Annotated in this window: 16 protein-coding genes; 7 read left to right on the top strand and 9 right to left on the bottom strand. The window is 68.5% G+C overall.

Going from position 1 to position 17100, the window contains the following annotated elements:
• Nucleotides 1–215 precede the first annotated feature (215 nt).
• The 7 genes from ACIRF8_RS24740 to trxA all read left to right on the top strand — a co-directional run bounded on the left by ACIRF8_RS24740 (nt 216) and on the right by trxA (nt 9844).
• A complete protein-coding gene (locus ACIRF8_RS24740) occupies nt 216–2555 on the top strand; it encodes a DUF6049 family protein (RefSeq protein WP_404217744.1) in 2340 nt (779 codons plus the stop codon).
• 45 nt (nt 2556–2600) lie between these two features.
• Nucleotides 2601–4844 carry a murein biosynthesis integral membrane protein MurJ gene (gene murJ, locus ACIRF8_RS24735; RefSeq protein WP_404217742.1) on the top strand — a complete coding sequence of 748 codons (2244 nt, stop codon included), beginning with the start codon at nt 2601–2603 and terminating at the stop codon, nt 4842–4844.
• Nucleotides 4845–4964: 120 nt separating this feature from the next.
• Complete coding sequence (locus tag ACIRF8_RS24730; RefSeq protein WP_404217739.1) at nt 4965–6695, top strand: protein kinase family protein; 1731 nt, start codon at nt 4965–4967, stop codon at nt 6693–6695.
• Between the two features lie 33 nt (nt 6696–6728).
• Entirely contained in the window at nt 6729–7454 is a 726-nt protein-coding gene (gene sigM / locus ACIRF8_RS24725) for an RNA polymerase sigma factor SigM (RefSeq protein ID WP_404217737.1), read from the top strand.
• The gene (locus ACIRF8_RS24720; RefSeq protein WP_404217734.1) at nt 7451–8344 is read left to right on the top strand and encodes an anti-sigma factor family protein; all 894 of its coding nucleotides are present in this window, start codon (nt 7451–7453) and stop codon (nt 8342–8344) included. The genes sigM and ACIRF8_RS24720 overlap by 4 nt, the downstream gene beginning before the upstream one ends.
• 142 nt (nt 8345–8486) lie before the next feature.
• Entirely contained in the window at nt 8487–9464 is a 978-nt protein-coding gene (gene trxB, locus ACIRF8_RS24715) for a thioredoxin-disulfide reductase (protein ID WP_404217732.1), read from the top strand.
• 47 nt (nt 9465–9511) lie between these two features.
• The gene (trxA, locus tag ACIRF8_RS24710) at nt 9512–9844 is read left to right on the top strand and encodes a thioredoxin (RefSeq protein ID WP_404217730.1); all 333 of its coding nucleotides are present in this window, start codon (nt 9512–9514) and stop codon (nt 9842–9844) included.
• Between the two features lie 77 nt (nt 9845–9921).
• Here the strand turns inward: trxA and ACIRF8_RS24705 are convergent, their stop codons facing one another.
• From ACIRF8_RS24705 to rpmH, 9 genes are all read right to left on the bottom strand, one after another.
• The gene (locus tag ACIRF8_RS24705) at nt 9922–10539 is read right to left on the bottom strand and encodes a GNAT family N-acetyltransferase (RefSeq protein ID WP_404217728.1); all 618 of its coding nucleotides are present in this window, start codon (nt 10537–10539) and stop codon (nt 9922–9924) included.
• A 303-nt stretch (nt 10540–10842) separates the two neighbouring features.
• Nucleotides 10843–11946 carry a ParB/RepB/Spo0J family partition protein gene (locus ACIRF8_RS24700; protein WP_404217726.1) on the bottom strand — a complete coding sequence of 368 codons (1104 nt, stop codon included), beginning with the start codon at nt 11944–11946 and terminating at the stop codon, nt 10843–10845.
• A complete protein-coding gene (locus ACIRF8_RS24695) occupies nt 11943–13019 on the bottom strand; it encodes a ParA family protein (protein WP_404218193.1) in 1077 nt (358 codons plus the stop codon). Before ACIRF8_RS24695 ends, ACIRF8_RS24700 begins: the two co-directional genes overlap by 4 nt.
• Before the next feature lie 254 nt (nt 13020–13273).
• Nucleotides 13274–13990: a 16S rRNA (guanine(527)-N(7))-methyltransferase RsmG gene (gene rsmG, locus ACIRF8_RS24690; RefSeq protein WP_404217723.1), complete on the bottom strand. Its 717-nt coding sequence runs from the start codon at nt 13988–13990 to the stop codon at nt 13274–13276.
• Between the two features lie 105 nt (nt 13991–14095).
• Nucleotides 14096–14608 carry a protein jag gene (locus tag ACIRF8_RS24685; protein WP_404217720.1) on the bottom strand — a complete coding sequence of 171 codons (513 nt, stop codon included), beginning with the start codon at nt 14606–14608 and terminating at the stop codon, nt 14096–14098.
• Between the two features lie 27 nt (nt 14609–14635).
• Nucleotides 14636–15934, bottom strand: coding sequence for a membrane protein insertase YidC (gene yidC / locus ACIRF8_RS24680; protein WP_404217718.1), 1299 nt, complete (start codon nt 15932–15934; stop codon nt 14636–14638).
• Nucleotides 15935–15942: 8 nt separating this feature from the next.
• On the bottom strand, nt 15943–16293 hold the full coding sequence (yidD, locus tag ACIRF8_RS24675) for a membrane protein insertion efficiency factor YidD (protein ID WP_404217716.1): 351 nt from the start codon (nt 16291–16293) through the stop codon (nt 15943–15945).
• Nucleotides 16290–16661: a ribonuclease P protein component gene (rnpA, locus tag ACIRF8_RS24670; RefSeq protein ID WP_404217714.1), complete on the bottom strand. Its 372-nt coding sequence runs from the start codon at nt 16659–16661 to the stop codon at nt 16290–16292. The genes yidD and rnpA overlap by 4 nt, the downstream gene beginning before the upstream one ends.
• A 20-nt stretch (nt 16662–16681) precedes the next feature.
• Nucleotides 16682–16819 carry a 50S ribosomal protein L34 gene (rpmH, locus tag ACIRF8_RS24665; protein ID WP_006381191.1) on the bottom strand — a complete coding sequence of 46 codons (138 nt, stop codon included), beginning with the start codon at nt 16817–16819 and terminating at the stop codon, nt 16682–16684.
• Between the last annotated feature and the right edge of the window lie 281 nt (nt 16820–17100).

The raw sequence follows: 17100 nt of genomic DNA, 5'->3' as shown, positions 1-17100 counted from the left end.
CAAGGGTACGTGGCCCCGGGCGCCCCGGCCGAACCGTTTGCCGGGGTCGCGGCGAGCCCCCGGACGGGGCCCCCTACCCTGGCTCCACGATCTTGTGGAGCGGACCGTGGCACTCAGCCACAGCGCTCCTCGTTACCATGCGTGGACACATCTGCGACCACTGACGACGACGAGGGACGGACGAACGCGTGGCCGAGGCGGCAGACTTCCCAGGGATGAGTCCCTCACCTGCCCGCCGTCTGCTGCGGCGCACCGGCGTACTGCTCGCAGCGGCGCCGCTGCTGGCCGCGCTGCCCCTGCTGCCCGATGCGTCCCCCGCGGCGGCGTCCACCACAGCGACCGCCGCCGCCGACGCGACCGGCACGAAAACCGTCGACGTGGCGGTGAACCAGCTCTCCCCTGTCGCGCCGACCGCCCAGGACACCCTCACGGTCCACGGCAAGGTCACCAACAACGGCAGGCAGGCCGTCACCGGCGCGCACGTGGGCCTGCGGGTCGGCGCCTCCTACGGCGGACGCACGGCGATCGACGACGCCGCGAAGAGCGGCACGGGGGGCGCCCCCGACGGCACCGAGATCGCGAGCAAGTACGCCGAGAAGGTCGCGCGGCTCGCTCCGGGCGCCACACGGGACTTCTCCCTGTCGGTGCCGGTCAAGGAGTTGCACCTCGGGGCCGACGGCGTCTACCAGATCAGTGTCGCCCTCATGGGCCAGACCGCCGCCCAGCCGTACACGCAGACGCTCGGGATCCAGCGGACCTTCCTGCCCTGGCAGCCCGAGGGAGCGGACGTCAGGACCAGGACGACCGCTCTGTGGCCCCTGATCTCGGATACCCACCTCACCGCCGAGACGGGGACGAACGAGCAGCAGACGCCCGTCTTCAACGACGACAGCCTCGCCCGTCAGATCGGCCCCGGCGGGCGCCTCCAGCAGATGCTGGCGCTCGGCGACGACCTCGATGTCACCTGGGTGATCGACCCCGACCTGCTGGCCTCGGTCGACGCGATGACGGAGGCGTACACGATCAAGGGCGTGGACGGGAAGTTCACGTCCGGCAAGGACCAGGCGATCGCCAAGGAGTGGCTGAACGACCTCCAGAAGGCCGTCCAGGACCAGAAGGTCGTCACGCTCCCGTTCGCCGATCCGGACCTGGCGTCGCTCGCGCACACCGGGACGAAGGTCACCGGCTCCCTGGGACACCTCAAGGACGCCACGGACGCCGCTGTGGCGACCGTGGACACGATCCTGCACGTGAAGGCCGACACGTCCTACGCCTGGCCGGCCGAGGGCGCCGTCGACCCGGACATCGTGAAGGTCGCCACGTCCGCGGGCGCCAACAAGATCATCGCGCGCAGCGACACCTTCCGGGAGACCGGCGACCTCTCGTACACACCGTCCGCCGCGCGTCCCATCGGCGGCGGTGCCACGGCCGTGGTCGCCGACGCCCGGCTGTCGACCGCCTTCCAGGGCGACATGGCGCGCGCCGAGAACTCCACGCTCGCCGTCCAGGAGTTCCTAGCCCAGAGCCTCATGCTCACCATGCAGACGGACAAGCAGCGCAGCGTCGTCGTGGCGCCCCAGCGGATGCCCACGTCCAGCCAGGCGCACGCGCTGGCCCAGGCACTGCACGCGCTTCAGGACGGCACCTGGTCGCAGCCCCAGAGCCTGGCGGCCGCCACCAAGGCGAAGCCCGATCCGGGCGCGACCACGCGTGTGCCCTCGACCCGGGCCTACCCGGCGTCCCTGCGCAAGCAGGAACTGTCACGTGCGGCGTTCGAGCAGATCCAGGGCACCCAGGGAGACCTCGAGAACTTCAAGGTCGTCCTCACCGACCAGTCCCGGGTGGTGACCCCGTTCGGCCGGGCGATCGACCGGGAGATGTCCACGTCCTGGCGAGGCAGGGCCGGGACCTCCGCATCGTTCCGCGACGGTGTGTCGACGTACCTCTCCGACATCACCAACCAGGTCGCGCTGATCGAGAAGTCCGGCGTACGCCTGTCGGGGCGCAGTGCGACCATCCCGGTGTCGGTGCAGAACAACCTGTGGCAGGACGTCGACCACCTGGTGCTGCGCCTCACGTCCGCCAACGGCACCCGCCTGAAGATCGGTGACGGTGTCTCCGAGGACAAGGCGGTGAAGATCGCCAGTGGGCACAGCCAGTCCGTGAAGTTCACCACCACGACCAAGGCCACGGGTCCGATCACCGTCTACGCCCAGCTCTACACCGAGGACAACCAGCCCTACGGCCGCCAGATCGCCTTCAAGGTGGACGCCACCGAGATCACGCCGACCGTGATGCTCGTCATCGGCGGCGGCGTCCTGTTGCTGGTCCTGGCCGGTTTCCGCATGTACACCCAGCGCAAGCGCGCCGCGGCCGCCCAGCCGCAGGAGGACGAGCCGCAGGGTGACGCAGCGGTGGCGGTGGACGGTGAGCCCGAGGAAGCGCCGGCCCCCGCGGGAGAGGCGGACGTTCCGCAGCAGCCGAGTGACCCGACGGCTGACACCTCTTCGGAAAGCGCGGCCCCGTCGGGCACGGGTGAGAGAGTGGACCGTTGAGCGATGTCGTGGCCGGTGGGCCGGGGACGATGAGGTGGGGTATCCATGAACGCGCCGTACAACGGTGACCGTGGCCAGGGCTCGGGTGGCTCTGCCGCGGGCGATGGCCGCCCGTACACCGATCCGCACGGGGCCGAGGGACAGGCCCCGGCGGCCCGGCCCGCCCCCGACGCCTATCCGCAGGACGCCTACCTCCAGGACGCGTACCGCCAGGATCCGTACCGGGCGCACGACCTCTCCGCCCAGGACCCGGTGACCGAGGCGCTGTACGACCGCGCCGCGCATCCGCCGCCGCCCCCGGGGACGTACCAGGAACCGCCGCCGCTGTACGCGCCGCCGCCCTCGAACCAGTACCAGCCCGACCCCCGCGTGTGGGCGCAGACGCCCGCGCCGGAGCCGGAAGGCCCCTCCCAGTACCTGCCGTACGGCGACGACGCCCGGACGACCCAGTTCGTCGGCGTCGACGACCTGGTGACGCAGGCCGGCGAGGAGCGCCACGAGCCGGACGCCTTCGCACACCTCTTCCGCGACCAGCAGCCGGGTTACAGCGGTGGTTACGCCCCGGCCGAGCCGCCGGTCGACGACCCGACCCGCGTCCTCGGCCAGGTCCCGCCGCCTCCGCCGCCCGCCGCGGCTCCCGCACCCGCCCCGAAGAAGGGTGGCCGTGCGGCGGGTCTGATGAAGTCGAGCGCGGTGATGGCGGCGGGCACGCTGGTCTCCCGTCTCACCGGCTTCGTCCGGACCGTGATCATCACCGCGGCACTGGGCTCCGGGATGCTCGGCGACACCTGGACCGTCGCCTACACGCTGCCCACGATGATCTACATCCTGACCGTCGGCGGCGGCCTGAACTCGGTGTTCGTGCCCCAGCTCGTCCGCTCCATGAAGGAGGACGAGGACGGCGGCGAGGCCTACGCGAACCGCCTGCTCACCCTCGTCATGGTCGCGCTCGCGGTCATCGTCGCGATCGTGGTCTACGCGGCTCCCCTGCTGATCAAACTGATGTCGGTCCCCGTCGCCAGCGACCCGGACGCCAACAACGTGGGCATCACCTTCGCCCGCTACTGCCTGCCCACGATCTTCTTCATGGGCGTGCACGTGGTCATGGGCCAGATCCTGAACGCCCGCGGGAAGTTCGGGGCGATGATGTGGACCCCGGTCCTCAACAACATCGTCATGATCTTCACGTTCGGCCTGTTCATCTGGGTCTACGGGACCGCGGCCGACTCGGGCATGCACGTGACCAACATCCCGCCGGACGGCGTCCGCCTGCTGGGCATCGGCACGCTGCTCGGTCTGACCGTGCAGGCCCTGGCGATGGTCCCGTACCTGCGCGAGACCGGCTTCCGCTTCCGCCTGCGCTTCGACTGGAAGGGTCACGGTCTGGGCAAGGCCGTGAAGCTCGCCAAGTGGACCGTGCTCTTCGTGCTCGCCAACCAGGCGGGCGTCCTCGTCGTCACCCAGCTCGCCACGGCGGCCGGCAAGGCCTCCGACGTCAACGGCACCGGCATCATGGGCTACTCGAACGCCCAGCTCATCTGGGGCATGCCGCAGGCCATCATCACCGTCTCGGTCATGGCCGCCATGCTGCCGCGCATCTCCCGCGCGGCCCACGACGACGACCCCGGCGCGGTCCGCGACGACATCTCCTCGGGCCTGCGCACCTCGGCCGTGGCGATCGTCCCGGTGGCCTTCATGTTCGTCGCGCTCGGCGTCCCGATGTGCACCCTGCTCTTCGGCTCCAGCGGCCCCGACGCCGCCCAGTCGATGGGCTACATCCTGATGGCGTTCGGCCTCGGCCTCATCCCGTTCTCGGTGCAGTACGTGGTGCTGCGCGGCTTCTACGCGTACGAGGACACCCGCACCCCCTTCTACAACACGGTCATCGTCGCCGCGGTCAACGCCGCCGCCTCGGCTCTGTGCTACGTGATCCTTCCCGCTCGCTGGGCGGTCGTCGGGATGGCATTCTCGTACGGTCTCGCGTACGCGATTGGGGTGGGTGTCGCGTGGCAACGACTGCGCAAGCGGCTCGGCGGCGACCTGGACGGCGCGAACGTGGTCCGTACGTACGCCCGGCTCTGCCTCGCCTCCGTGCCCGCCGCGGTCATCGGCGGCGGAATCGGGTACGCGCTCACCATGGTGCTCGGCCACGGCGCGGTCGGTTCGATCGCTGCGCTGGTCGTCGGCGGTGCGGCGCTGCTGGGCGCCTTCTACGTGGCCGCTCGCAAAATGCGGATCGAGGAGTTGAATTCGATGGTTGGTATGGTCCGCGGGCGACTTGGCCGCTGATTCGGCCGCGATCGCGCACAACCTTCGGCGACCACTGCGTGTCGTGCATAGCGCCGGACTGTGGGCACAATTGGCTTTGGCGTCGGAGTGATTGCAACGGATGGGGAGGCAGGAGCGACGGTGGCGGAACGGAGCACGGCTGCCGTCGACGTGGCCGACAACGGCGGTGACGAACCGCTGACCGCCGAGGCGGACAAAACGGAGCAGGCCACGGCCGACGGGGTGGCCGACATCGGGGAGCGTCAGATCACGGCACGCGAGGAGCGAGCGGACACCGCGGAGACGGGGACCCATGTGGCTCCCCCCACGACCGCGCCGCCCGAGCTGCACAGCGGTCACAAGCTCGCCAGACGCTACCGACTCGAAGAATGCGTCACTCGTCTGGACGGTTTCAGTAGCTGGCGTGCGGTCGACGAGAAACTTCGCCGCGCCGTCGGCGTCCACCTCCTGCCCGCCGACCACCCCCGAGCCCGCTCGGTCCTGGCCGCGGCCCGCTCATCGGCACTGCTCGGCGACCCACGCTTCGTACAGGTCCTGGACGCGGTCGAGGAGAACGAGCTCGTCTACGTCGTGCACGAGTGGCTGCCCGACGCCACCGAACTGACCGCGCTGCTCGCCGTGAGCTCTCTCGAGGCGCACGACGCGTACCAGATGGTCAGCCAGGTCTCCTACGCGATGGCCGCCGCGCACCGTGAAGGCCTCGCGCATCTGCGGCTCACGCCCAGCGCCGTGCTGCGCACCTCCACCGGCCAGTGGCGCATCCGCGGCCTCGCCGTGAACGCCGCGCTGCGTGGCATCACCTCCGACACCCCGCAGCGCACCGACACCGAGGCGATCGGCGCGCTCCTGTACGCCGCTCTGACCCAGCGCTGGCCCTACGAGAACGACGCGTACGGCCTCTCCGGGCTGCCCAAGGGCGTCGGACTCATCGCTCCCGACCAGGTGCGGGCCGGTGTCCACCGTGGCCTCGCGGAGCTCGCCATGCGCGCGCTCGCCAACGACGGGGCGACCGCGTCCCGCCAGGAACCGCCGTGCCTCACGCCCGAGGACCTGGTGAAGGCCATCGGCGAGATGCCCAAGATCCGCCCTCCGGAGCCCGCGTTCACCGCGCCGCCCGAGTACCAGCGGACCACGTACCAGCAGGGAACGTACGGGCGCCCCGCCGCGCCCGGCGCCACGCAGCCCGTCCCGACCCCGCCGCCCCCGTTGCAGAGTCGTACCGGGAAGGCTTTGAAGTGGGCCGTCTCGGCGTTGTTGATCGCCGCTCTGGGTCTCGGCAGTTGGCAGCTCGCGGACGCCCTCATGGACCGGAACAGTTCCGGAGGGGAATCGAAGACCACGCACACCACGGACGGTGGCGGCGGCAAGGACGACAAGAAGCCCGTGAAGCCGATCACCATCGCCACCGCCCAGGAGTTCGTCGCCCAGGGCGACGCCCAGGCGCCGGAGAACGTCGCGCAGACCTACGACGGCGACAGCTCCACCTTCTGGCGCACCAAGTCGTTCCTCGACGGCCCCGAGATGGTCATAAAGCCCGGCGTCGGCATCGTCTACGACCTCGGCTCGGCCCAGGACGTGTCCGCGGCCTCGATAGGGCTCCGTTACGGCGGGGACCACACCACGATCTCGCTGTACGCGTCGGACTCCCTCTCGCCCGCCTCGGTGAACGGCCTGAAGCAGATCGGGGCCAAGTCCACCAGCACGACCCAGACGGCGAGCATCAAGGCCAAGAAGCCGGTCAACACACGCTATGTGCTCGTCTGGCTGACCGCTCTGCCCCACGCAGGCAAGGATGGCTACAGCAACGCCGGCTACAAGCAGGGCATCACGGACGTGAAGTTCACCGGCTGACGCATCGGAGCTCGCGGGGGAGGGGGTTCGGCAGTGGACGACGCCTATGGCGACATCAGCGACCAGGACCTCCTCACCCGCCACGTCGCGGGAGACAAGGACGCCTTCGGGGAGATCGTCCGACGCCACCGCGACCGGCTCTGGGCCGTGGCCCTGCGGACGCTCGGCGACCGGGAGGAAGCCGCCGACGCCGTGCAGGACGCCCTGGTCTCCGCCTATCGTGCCGCGCACACCTTCCGCGGACAGTCCGCCGTGACGACGTGGCTGCACCGCATCACCGTCAACGCCTGCCTTGACCGGGCCCGGAAGGCCGCCTCCCGGAGAACCTCGCCCGTGGAGGACGCGGAGCGCCTCGACCAGCTCATGGAGCCGCACGAATCCGCAGCCGCACCCGCGGAGCGCAACGACCTCCACCGGGAGCTTCTGGCAGCCCTCGGATCGCTGCCGCCGGATCAGCGGGCCGCTCTCGTCCTCGTCGACATGCAGGGCTACCCCGTGGCGGAGGCCGCCCGGCTCCTCGACATCCCCACCGGCACCGTCAAGAGCCGCTGCGCCCGCGGTAGAGCCAGACTCCTGCCCCTCCTGACCCACCTCCGCACGGAGGACGGTGACCAAGGAAGTGATCAGAGGAGTGGCGAGAACCCACCTCCCCCGAGGAACCGGAAGCGGGGGAAATCCGTCCCACCCGCAGCGGGGCCTCAGGACGAGACAGGACCCAATGATTCGACTGCGGTGAAGGGCGGAGGTGGGCGAGCGTGACATCCACGACCGACACGGCAGAGCACCCGGACGTCACCGAGATCTCCGACCTCGCCGAGGGACTGCTGCCCGCATCCCGTACGTCCGACATCCGGCAGCACCTCGAAGGCTGTGACCTGTGCGCCGATGTCTACGCCTCGCTGGAGGAGATCCGCGGTCTGCTCGGCACTCTGCCGGGACCACCGCGCATGCCTGAGGACGTCGCCGGTCGCATCGACGCGGCACTGGCTGCCGAAGCGCTCCTGTCGGCGGAGGTTGTTTCACGTGAAACGCGTGAGCCTGTTTCACGTGAAACACCACTCATCGACGCTTCCCCACTCACAGCGCCTACGGTGGACCGCCCATCGGGCCGTTCCCACGCTGCCGTCGGCCCAGGGCGCAAGACCCGTCCTTCGCGGCGGCGCAGGGGCGCCGCTCTCGGGGCGGTCCTGACGGCGGCCGCACTCGGCGTAGGGGCGCTGCTCCTCCAGAACGGGGACGGGACGCCGACCGCCGGGAAGACCCGCAGCGCGGACACGTTCGCCGAGGAGTCGCTGGACACCAAGGTGTCCGAGCTGATCGGCCCGGGCGGTGAGAGCGCTGCGCCCCTCGCGACGGAGAAGCCGTCCTTCGGCACGCGGGACAGCGGTCCCAAGTCACCGCAGTCGGTCCCCCTGCCGAAGCGCGCGGTCGCGGTGCCGGCCTGCGTCCAGCTCGGGACCCACCGCAACGAGGATCCGATCGCAGCGGAGGAGGGCACGTACGAGGGGAAGAGCGCCTATCTCGTCGTGTTGCCCCACAAGACCGATCCGGCTCATCGCGTCACCGCCTTCATCGTGGACTCCGCCTGTGTGAAACAGGCCGCCTCCGCGGGCACACTGCTGTACACCCACGACTACGACCGCGACTGAGGGGCACCCGAACGCATCCCCGACGTGCGCCCGGACACGTCGGGAATGCGCGCCCCGTAGGATCCGTTGGGTGGGGTGAGAGTCCTGAGAAGAGACTCCCCCGGCAGTACGCAGCAGTCCCGCAGAGACGAGGAATCAAGCCGTGAGCGACGTCCGTAACGTGATCATCATCGGCTCCGGGCCCGCCGGCTACACGGCGGCGCTCTACACCGCGCGCGCGTCGCTGAAGCCGCTGGTGTTCGAGGGCGCCGTCACCGCCGGCGGCGCACTGATGAACACCACCGAGGTGGAGAACTTCCCCGGCTTCCAGGACGGCATCATGGGCCCCGAGCTCATGGACAACATGCGTGGCCAGGCGGAGCGCTTCGGCGCCGAACTCGTGCCCGACGATGTCGTGGCCGTCGACCTGACCGGCGACATCAAGACCGTGACGGACACCGCCGGCACCGTGCACCGTGCGAAGGCCGTCATCGTCACCACCGGCTCCCAGCACCGCAAGCTCGGCCTGCCCAACGAGGACGCGCTCTCCGGCCGTGGCGTCTCCTGGTGCGCGACCTGCGACGGGTTCTTCTTCAAGGACCAGGACATCGCCGTGATCGGCGGTGGCGACACCGCGATGGAGGAGGCCACCTTCCTCTCGCGCTTCGCCAAGTCCGTGACGATCGTGCACCGCCGCGACACCTTGCGCGCCTCCAAGGCCATGCAGGAGCGTGCCTTCGCCGACCCGAAGATCAAGTTCGTCTGGGACAGCGAGGTCGCCGAGATCAAGGGTGACCCGAAGCTCGCCGGTCTGACGCTGCGCAACCTCAAGACGGGTGAGACGTCCGAGCTGCCGGTGACGGGCCTGTTCATCGCGATCGGTCACGACCCGCGGACGGAACTCTTCAAGGGCCAGCTCGACCTGGACGACGAGGGCTACCTGAAGGTGCAGGCCCCGTCGACCCGTACGAACCTGACCGGTGTCTTCGGCGCCGGCGACGTGGTGGACCACACCTACCGGCAGGCGATCACGGCGGCGGGTACCGGCTGCTCCGCCGCTCTCGACGCCGAGCGCTTCCTTGCCGCGCTCACCGACGGCGAATCCCCCGAGCCGGAGAAGACGCCGACCGCCAGCGTCTGATCTCGAACTTCCCCTCCCGTAATCACCAAGAAAATGAGGAGCCCGCTGTGGCCGGCAACCTGAAGAACGTGACAGACGCCTCCTTCGACGAGGACGTCCTGAAGAGCGACAAGCCCGTCCTGGTCGACTTCTGGGCCGCTTGGTGCGGTCCGTGCCGTCAGATCGCACCGTCGCTGGAGGCCATCGCCTCCGAGTACGGTGACAAGATCGAGGTCGTCAAGCTCAACATCGACGAGAACCCGGGCATCGCCGCCAAGTACGGTGTCATGTCGATCCCGACCCTGAACGTCTACCAGGACGGCGAGGTCGCCAAGACCATCGTCGGTGCCAAGCCGAAGGCCGCCATCGTGCGCGACCTCGAGGACTTCATCTCCGAGTAGTCCGAAGCCGCTGTTTCACGTGAAACACGAAGGGCCAACCCGGTCGGGTTGGCCCTTCGGCGTACGCAGGGGTCTCGCTACAAAGGCCGCAGGGCGGGCTCCTTCTGCACGACACCCAGCAGCCGGTCCAAAGCCATCTCGACGTCCTCCTTCCAGGAGAGCGTCGTCCGCAGATCCAGGCGCAGCCTTGGATACGCGGGATGTGGCCGGACCGTCTTGAAGCCGACGGCCAGCAGGTGATCGGCCGGAAGCAGGCAGGCCGGCTCTTTCCACTGCGCGTCGCCGAAAGCCTCGATGGCCTTGAAGCCCCGGCGCAGCAGATCCTTGGCGACAGTCTGCACGATGACCCGGCCGAGCCCCTGGCCCTGGTAGCCCGGCATGATCCAGGCCGTCATGAGCTGCACGGCGTCGGGGGAGACCGGGCTGGTGGGAAACGCCGTGGAGCGAGGGACGTAAGCGGGCGGAGCGTAGAGCACGTATCCGACGGGGACGTCATCGACATAGACGACGCGGCCGCAGGAGCCCCACTCCAACAGGACCGCGGAGATCCACGCTTCCTTCTCCAGCTCCGGTGTGCCCGCTTTTACCGCGGCCTGACCGCTGACTGGGTCCAGCTCCCAGAAGACACACGACCGGCAACGCTTGGGAAGGTCCGGAAGGTTGTCCAACGTGAGCGGTACGAGCCGACGCCCCATGTAGGCAGATCCTCGCTTCCTTCGCCCGCGGCGATGCGAGCGGCTGTCAGAGCGTCCCGCTCCCTGAGCAGGCTGCCGATGAATCCACCGACGGCACCCAGCCCGAGCCCCACGGTCATCAGTCCGGTGCGACTCACCGCTCGCATGCACTCGCCTCCCCTGTCATGTGCTGTCAGGTGAACGCGCTCTTCCCGGTCGCATCGTAACCACGATGCGATGCTCTCGATACCGTAGGGAAGCAAAGAGCGGGCCGTGTTCCGGCACACACCGGACACGGCCCGCTCATCACTGACGTGCGGACGGTCAGCCCTGCTCGTCGTCCTCGCTGCCTTCGGCAAGACCGTTCTGGAGGACCGGTCCTTCGCCCGGGGCGAGCGTCCCGAGGATGCGCTCCAGATCCTCCATCGAGGCGAACTCGACGACGATCTTGCCCTTCTTCTGTCCCAGATCGACCTTCACCCGGGTCTCGAACCGGTCCGAGAGCCGCGTGGCGAGAACGTTCAGGGCCGGAGACACCCGCCCGCCGGCCCGCGGTCCCTTCGCCCGGGCCGTGCTCGTGGGACGCGAACCCATGAGGGTCACGATCTCCTCCACGGCCCGCACCGACAGCCCTTCGGCCACGATGCGGTGGGCGAGCCGGTCCTGCTCCTCGGAGTCGTCGACGGAGAGCAGCGCACGGGCGTGGCCCGCGGACAACACGCCAGCCGCGACGCGCCGCTGCACCGCAGGCGACAGCTTCAGCAGACGCAGCGTGTTGGACACCTGCGGACGCGAGCGGCCGATGCGGTCCGCCAACTGGTCATGCGTGCAGTTGAAGTCCTTGAGCAGTTGGTCGTAGGCCGCGGCCTCTTCCAGCGGGTTCAACTGTGCACGGTGCAGGTTCTCCAGAAGCGCGTCGAGAAGAAGCTTCTCGTCCTCCGTGGCCCGCACGATGGCCGGGATCCGTTCGAGCCCTGCCTCGCGGCAGGCCCTCCAACGGCGCTCACCCATGATGAGCTCGTAGCGCCCGGGCCCTACCTGCCGTACGACGACCGGCTGAAGCAGGCCGACTTCCTTGATGGACGTGATGAGTTCGGCGAGGGCGTCCTCGTCGAACACGTCACGCGGCTGCCGGGGGTTCGGCGTGATGGCATCGAGCGGCAACTCGGCGAAGTATGCCCCCGCCGGGCTCTCGAAACCGTCCACCCCATTGCTGGTCGGCTCTTGGTTCTCACGGGAAACCTGGGCCTGCGGCAGTGATGTCACCTTGGCCGCCGCCACTCCGCGCTCCGCTGTCAGCACCGGCATCGCCGCCTGGGAGGCCGGGACTCCTCCTGGCTGACCCGTCGCTACCGTCTTCTCCGGCGTGGGGGCAGCCGGGATCAGTGCGCCGAGCCCACGGCCCAGTCCCCTCCGTCGATCACTCACTGAATACCCTCCGGCGTGCTGTGCTGGTCAAGTGGGGTGCCCGCGTGGGCTTGCTGGGCGTCGTAGTGGATCCCGACCCCGCGCAGCGCCATCTCCCGCGCCGCTTCGAGGTAGGAGAGCGCACCGCTCGACCCGGGATCGTAAGTGAGCACCGTCTGCCCGTAGCTCGGCGCCTCCGAGATACGGACGGAGCGGGGGATGCTCGTACGCAGCACCTCGTCACCGAAGTGGTTGCGGACCTCGTCGGCGACCTGAGAGGCCAGCCGCGTGCGGCCGTCGTACATGGTCAGCAGGATCGTGGAGACGTGCAGAGTCGGATTGAGGTGGCCTCGCACGAGATCCACGTTGCGCAGGAGCTGGCCCAGCCCTTCCAGTGCGTAGTACTCGCACTGGATCGGGATGAGGACCTCGGCCCCGGCGACCAGGGCGTTGACCGTCAGAAGCCCGAGCGACGGCGGACAGTCGATGAGGATGTAGTCCAGCGGCTGCTCGTACGCCTGGATGGCTCGCTGGAGGCGGCTCTCACGTGCCACCAGCGAGACCAACTCGATCTCCGCGCCGGCGAGGTCGATGGTGGCGGGAGCACAGAAGAGGCCTTCGACGTCGACGACGGGCTGGACCACTTCCGACAGCGGTCTGCTATCGACCAGCACGTCGTAGATGGATGGCACGTCGGCGTGATGGTCGATACCCAGAGCCGTGGAGGCGTTGCCCTGCGGGTCCAGGTCGACCACCAGAACGCGTGCGCCGTGCAGCGCGAGCGAAGCCGCAAGGTTGACCGTCGTCGTGGTCTTGCCGACCCCACCCTTCTGGTTGGCCACCACCATGATGCGGGTCTGCTCCGGGCGTGGCAGACCGTCGCCCGCACGACCAAGAGCGTCTACTGCCAGTTGGGCAGCACGACCGATGGGTGTGTCGTCCATCGGGGTCGGTGTTTCACGTGAAACATCCTCCCCCGCCGATTCGGTGCGGGGACCGGGGACCGGATCGGTCATCGGTCCCGCGATGTTGGCGTCGGACCGCAAGGATTCACTCTCCTCGACTTCAGGCTCGCAATGAACAGAGCCTCCCATGCCGTCGGGGTCGAGAACCAGCGAGGCCCGGTCTTCTGTGGACGAATCCCCTTCTGTGGACAACCCAGTGCCCACATCGAGGGATCCAAGAGGTCTACGGTCGCGGGGAGCAGTCGCTGCGCGGCCGCGACTGATGATGCCATTCAGCAGTGAGCGACGTTTCACGTGAAACACGATGCACGCGAGCCCGACGCTCTCACGCGCGACACCCCGGCTTGCGTACGTTTGGCAGCTTGTCTGGAGTACTGCCGCGATCAGCGCCTGCGACGGGTGCGACTTGCGCGGGCCGCCTTGGCACGCTTGGCCGCGAAGCGGACGCCGCCCGGGCTCTCGCCCACCTCCACACGCACCACGGTGGAGAGCGGTTCGACCACACCCTCACCGACGTGCAGGACCGAGGTGTCCACCGCGCCGAGCTTGCTCAACGCCGTAGCCGCGCTCTGCAGCTCCTCCTCGGCGGTGTCGCCCTTGAGGGCCAGCATCTCTCCGTAGGGCCGAAGCAGCGGCACGCCCCAGGCGGCGAGCCGGTCCAGCGGCGCCACGGCACGAGCCGTGACGACATGGACGGGCGTCAGCTTGCCGAGCACTTCCTCGGCTCGCCCCCGTACCACCGTCACGTGGTCGAGTCCGAGCAGCTCGACGACCTCGGTCAGGAAAGTCGTACGACGCAACAGCGGCTCAAGAAGCGTGATCTTCAGATCCGGCCGGACCAGGGCCAGCGGAATGCCGGGCAGCCCGGCGCCCGAACCGACGTCGCACACGGTCACGCCTTCGGGAACCACCTCGGAGAGCACAGCGCAGTTGAGAATGTGCCGCTCCCACAGACGCGGCACCTCGCGAGGCCCGATGAGGCCGCGCTGCACCCCCGCGTCGGCGAGAAGCTCCGCGTACCGGACGGCATCGGAGAAGCGCTCGCCGAATACCGCCCGTGCCTGCTCCGGAGCCGGGGGGAGTTCTGCTGACTCCGTCACGGGGACCGTCCTTCCGTACCGCATAACCGCACTGGGTGGCTGACTACAGGCTGACAAAGATCGGCCCCGCCTGCGAACAGACGGGGCCGGGAAGCAACGTGCCGATCAGGCAGGAAGCACGACGACGAAGCGCTGCGGCTCCTCGCCCTCGGACTCGCTGCGCAGGCCGGCGGACTTGACCGCGTCGTGCACGACCTTGCGCTCGAACGGCGTCATGGGCTGCATCCTGACCGGCTCGCCGGTGTTCTTGACCTCGGCCGCGGCCTTGGCGCCCTGCTCGGTGAGCTCGGCACGCTTCTGGGCGCGGTATCCCCCGATGTCCAGCATCAGGCGGCTGCGGTCACCGGTCTCGCGGTGCACGGCGAGCCGGGTCAGCTCCTGGAGCGCCTCGAGGACCTCGCCGTCACGGCCGACCAGCTTCTGGAGATCGCGGCCGCCCTCGTCACTGACGATGGAGACGGCGGCGCGGTCGGCCTCGACGTCCATGTCGATGTCACCGTCGAGGTCGGCGATGTCCAGCAGACCCTCGAGGTAGTCCGCAGCGATCTCGCCCTCCTGCTCGAGGCGGGTCATGGTGTCGCCGGCCTCAGGAGCAGCGGAGGTGGTGCCTTCCGTCACGGGATGGACTCCTTCTTACGTCGAGGGTTACTTCTTGGACGAGGACTGGGATCGCTGCTGACCCTTGCGCTGGCCGGACTTGGCCTTGCTGCGGCCGTTCGAACCCGCGGGCTTGGCGCCGGTCTGCTTGGCCGCGGGGGTGGCGTCCTGCGGCTGGGCCTTCTTCTCCAGCGAGGGCTTCGCCGGCGAGGAGGTCTCGGGCTTGGCGCCCGGCACGGCGCCGACACCGGTCTGACGCTGCGACTTGGACTGACGCTTGGGCTGCTGCCGCTTCGGGGTACCGGCGGGCGTACCGTCCTCGTCCAGGACCTCCGTGACGGTGGAGCTCTTCACCACGGTGCCGTCGGCCTGCGCCGCGAGACCGGCCTTGCTCAGGCCGTTGATGAACTTGCGTTCCTGCTCGTTGCGGTCGCGGCCCTTGGCGACGATGCCCTTGACGATGTTGCGCTCACGCTTGGTGCGGGTCGCGCTGTGCGTGATGACGTGCTTCTGAAGGCCCTCGAGCATCTTGGCCTGCGCCTTGCTGCCCGGCGTGGGGTTCCGGCTGATCACGTACATCTGCTGGCCCATGGTCCACACGTTGGTGGTCAGCCAGTAGACGAGGACACCGACGGGGAAGTTGATACCCATGAACAGGAAGATCAGGGGGAAGACGTACATCAGCATCTTCTGCTGCTGCATGAACGGTGTCTTCACCGTGAGGTCGACGTTCTTCGTCATGAGCTGACGCTGCGTGTAGAACTGCGACGCCGACATCAGAACGATCATGATGGCGGTGACCACGCGGACGTCGGTCAGCGAGGCGCCCATCTTGGCGATCTCGCTCGCGCTGTCCGTGAACTTCGCGGCCAGCGGGGCACCGAAGATGTGCGCCTTCTGGGCGCTGTCCAGCAGCGACTGGTCGATGACGCCGATCTTCTTGTTGTCGGCGATACCGGACAGCGTGTGGTAGAGCGCGAAGAAGAACGGCGACTGCACGAGGATGGGAAGGCACGAGGAGAGCGGGTTGGTGCCCGTCTCCTTGTACAGCTTCATCATCTCTTCGGACTGACGCTGCTTGTCGTTCTTGTAGCGCTCCTGGATCGCCTTCATCTGCGGCTGGAGCAACTGCATGTTCCGGGTCGCCTTGATCTGCTTCACGAAAAGCGGGATCAGGCAGATCCGGATCAGCACCACCAGGGAGACGATCGACAGACCCCAGGCCCAACCGGTGTCAGGGCCGAAGACGGCCCCGAAGACCTTGTGGAACTGGACGATGACCCAGGACACCGGGGTCGTGAGAAACGCGAAGACACCGGAAATCGCGTTGACGATATCGGAAATCATGTCCCTGATCAGGCTCCTTGGGCATTGGGCGAAGTCGCTGCGGACGGGCTGTCCTGGGCAGAGGGGCTTTCGCCCGGGGCGACGGAGGCCGCTTTCTTGTCCCCGCGCAAGGCGTCGCGGAGCATCTCGTGCCAGCGTGGACGCTTGCGCGGTGGAACGTGGTCGACACCGCCGGGCGACCATGGATTGCACCGGAGGATGCGCCAGGCGGTGAGGGCTGTTCCCTTGATCGCACCGTGCCGGTCGATGGCCGTGAAGCCGTAGTGGGAGCACGACGGGTAGTACTTGCACACCGGACCGAGCAGCGGACTGATCGTCCACTGATAGATCTTGATCAAAGCGAGCAGTGGGTACTTCATCGCGCGCCCCCTCCCAGCAGCCGCTGAAGGGCGGCGTCCAGGTCTCGGGCCAGCTGTGCGTGGGTGGCGTCGCCCGCCGGGGGCAACGCGCGTACGACTACCAGGCTACCTGGGGGCAACAAGGCCAATCGGTCTCGCATGAGGTGGCGGAGTCTGCGCTTGACCGCGTTCCGTACGACGGCTCCACCCACGGCTTTGCTCACGACGAAACCCGCACGCGATGGGGAAACGCTCTCCCCAAGCGCGTGCGGGTCCGTTGAACCGCTGCGTAGATGGACGACGAGTAGCGGGCGGCCGGCCCGCCGTCCTCGTCGTACTGCGGTCGCGAAGTCCTCGCGCCGCCTCAGCCGATGCTCGGTAGGCAGCACGTCATGACCTGATTACGAGATCAGGCGGACAGGCTGGCGCGACCCTTGCCACGACGGTTGGCGAGAATCGCACGACCGGCGCGGGTCCGCATGCGAAGGCGGAAACCGTGGGTCTTGGCGCGACGACGGTTGTTCGGCTGGAAGGTGCGCTTGCTCACTCGGGGGCTCCAGAAAATCGGGTGGTGGCGGGACATCGCCTGGCTGTCACCGTGCGCCCACGAGTAGCTCGCAATACGCCCGAGTGCACCGCTCCACAGCTCTCGCGAACGAGAGACCGTGATCTTGCCCATCGGAGGCAGGCGGCAGCAGCCATCGACAACTCGACCTGGTCACGGTACGCGCGGCTACGCCATCCGGTCAAACCGGGTTCGCGCGGGAGACACTGTCCACAGGCTGGGGACAACAACTTGAACCGTAGCGGTCACGCTGACTACCGTGG

This window comes from Streptomyces sp. NPDC102406 (assembly GCF_044765725.1).
In the GTDB taxonomy this organism is placed as follows: Bacteria; Actinomycetota; Actinomycetes; order Streptomycetales; family Streptomycetaceae; genus Streptomyces.
This window is presented reverse-complemented; position numbering and strand designations above follow the sequence as displayed.

Bases quoted from the DNA above. Each gene is read 5' to 3' on its own strand.
- ACIRF8_RS24740 (WP_404217744.1), top strand. From the start codon at position 216: ATGAGTCCCTCACCTGCCCGCCGTCTGCTGCGGCGCACCGGCGTACTG.
- yidC (WP_404217718.1), bottom strand. From the start codon at position 15,934: ATGATTTCCGATATCGTCAACGCGATTTCCGGTGTCTTCGCGTTTCTC.
- ACIRF8_RS24705 (WP_404217728.1), bottom strand. From the start codon at position 10,539: ATGGGGCGTCGGCTCGTACCGCTCACGTTGGACAACCTTCCGGACCTT.
- ACIRF8_RS24695 (WP_404218193.1), bottom strand. From the start codon at position 13,019: ATGGGAGGCTCTGTTCATTGCGAGCCTGAAGTCGAGGAGAGTGAATCC.
- murJ (WP_404217742.1), top strand. From the start codon at position 2,601: ATGAACGCGCCGTACAACGGTGACCGTGGCCAGGGCTCGGGTGGCTCT.
- yidD (WP_404217716.1), bottom strand. From the start codon at position 16,293: ATGAAGTACCCACTGCTCGCTTTGATCAAGATCTATCAGTGGACGATC.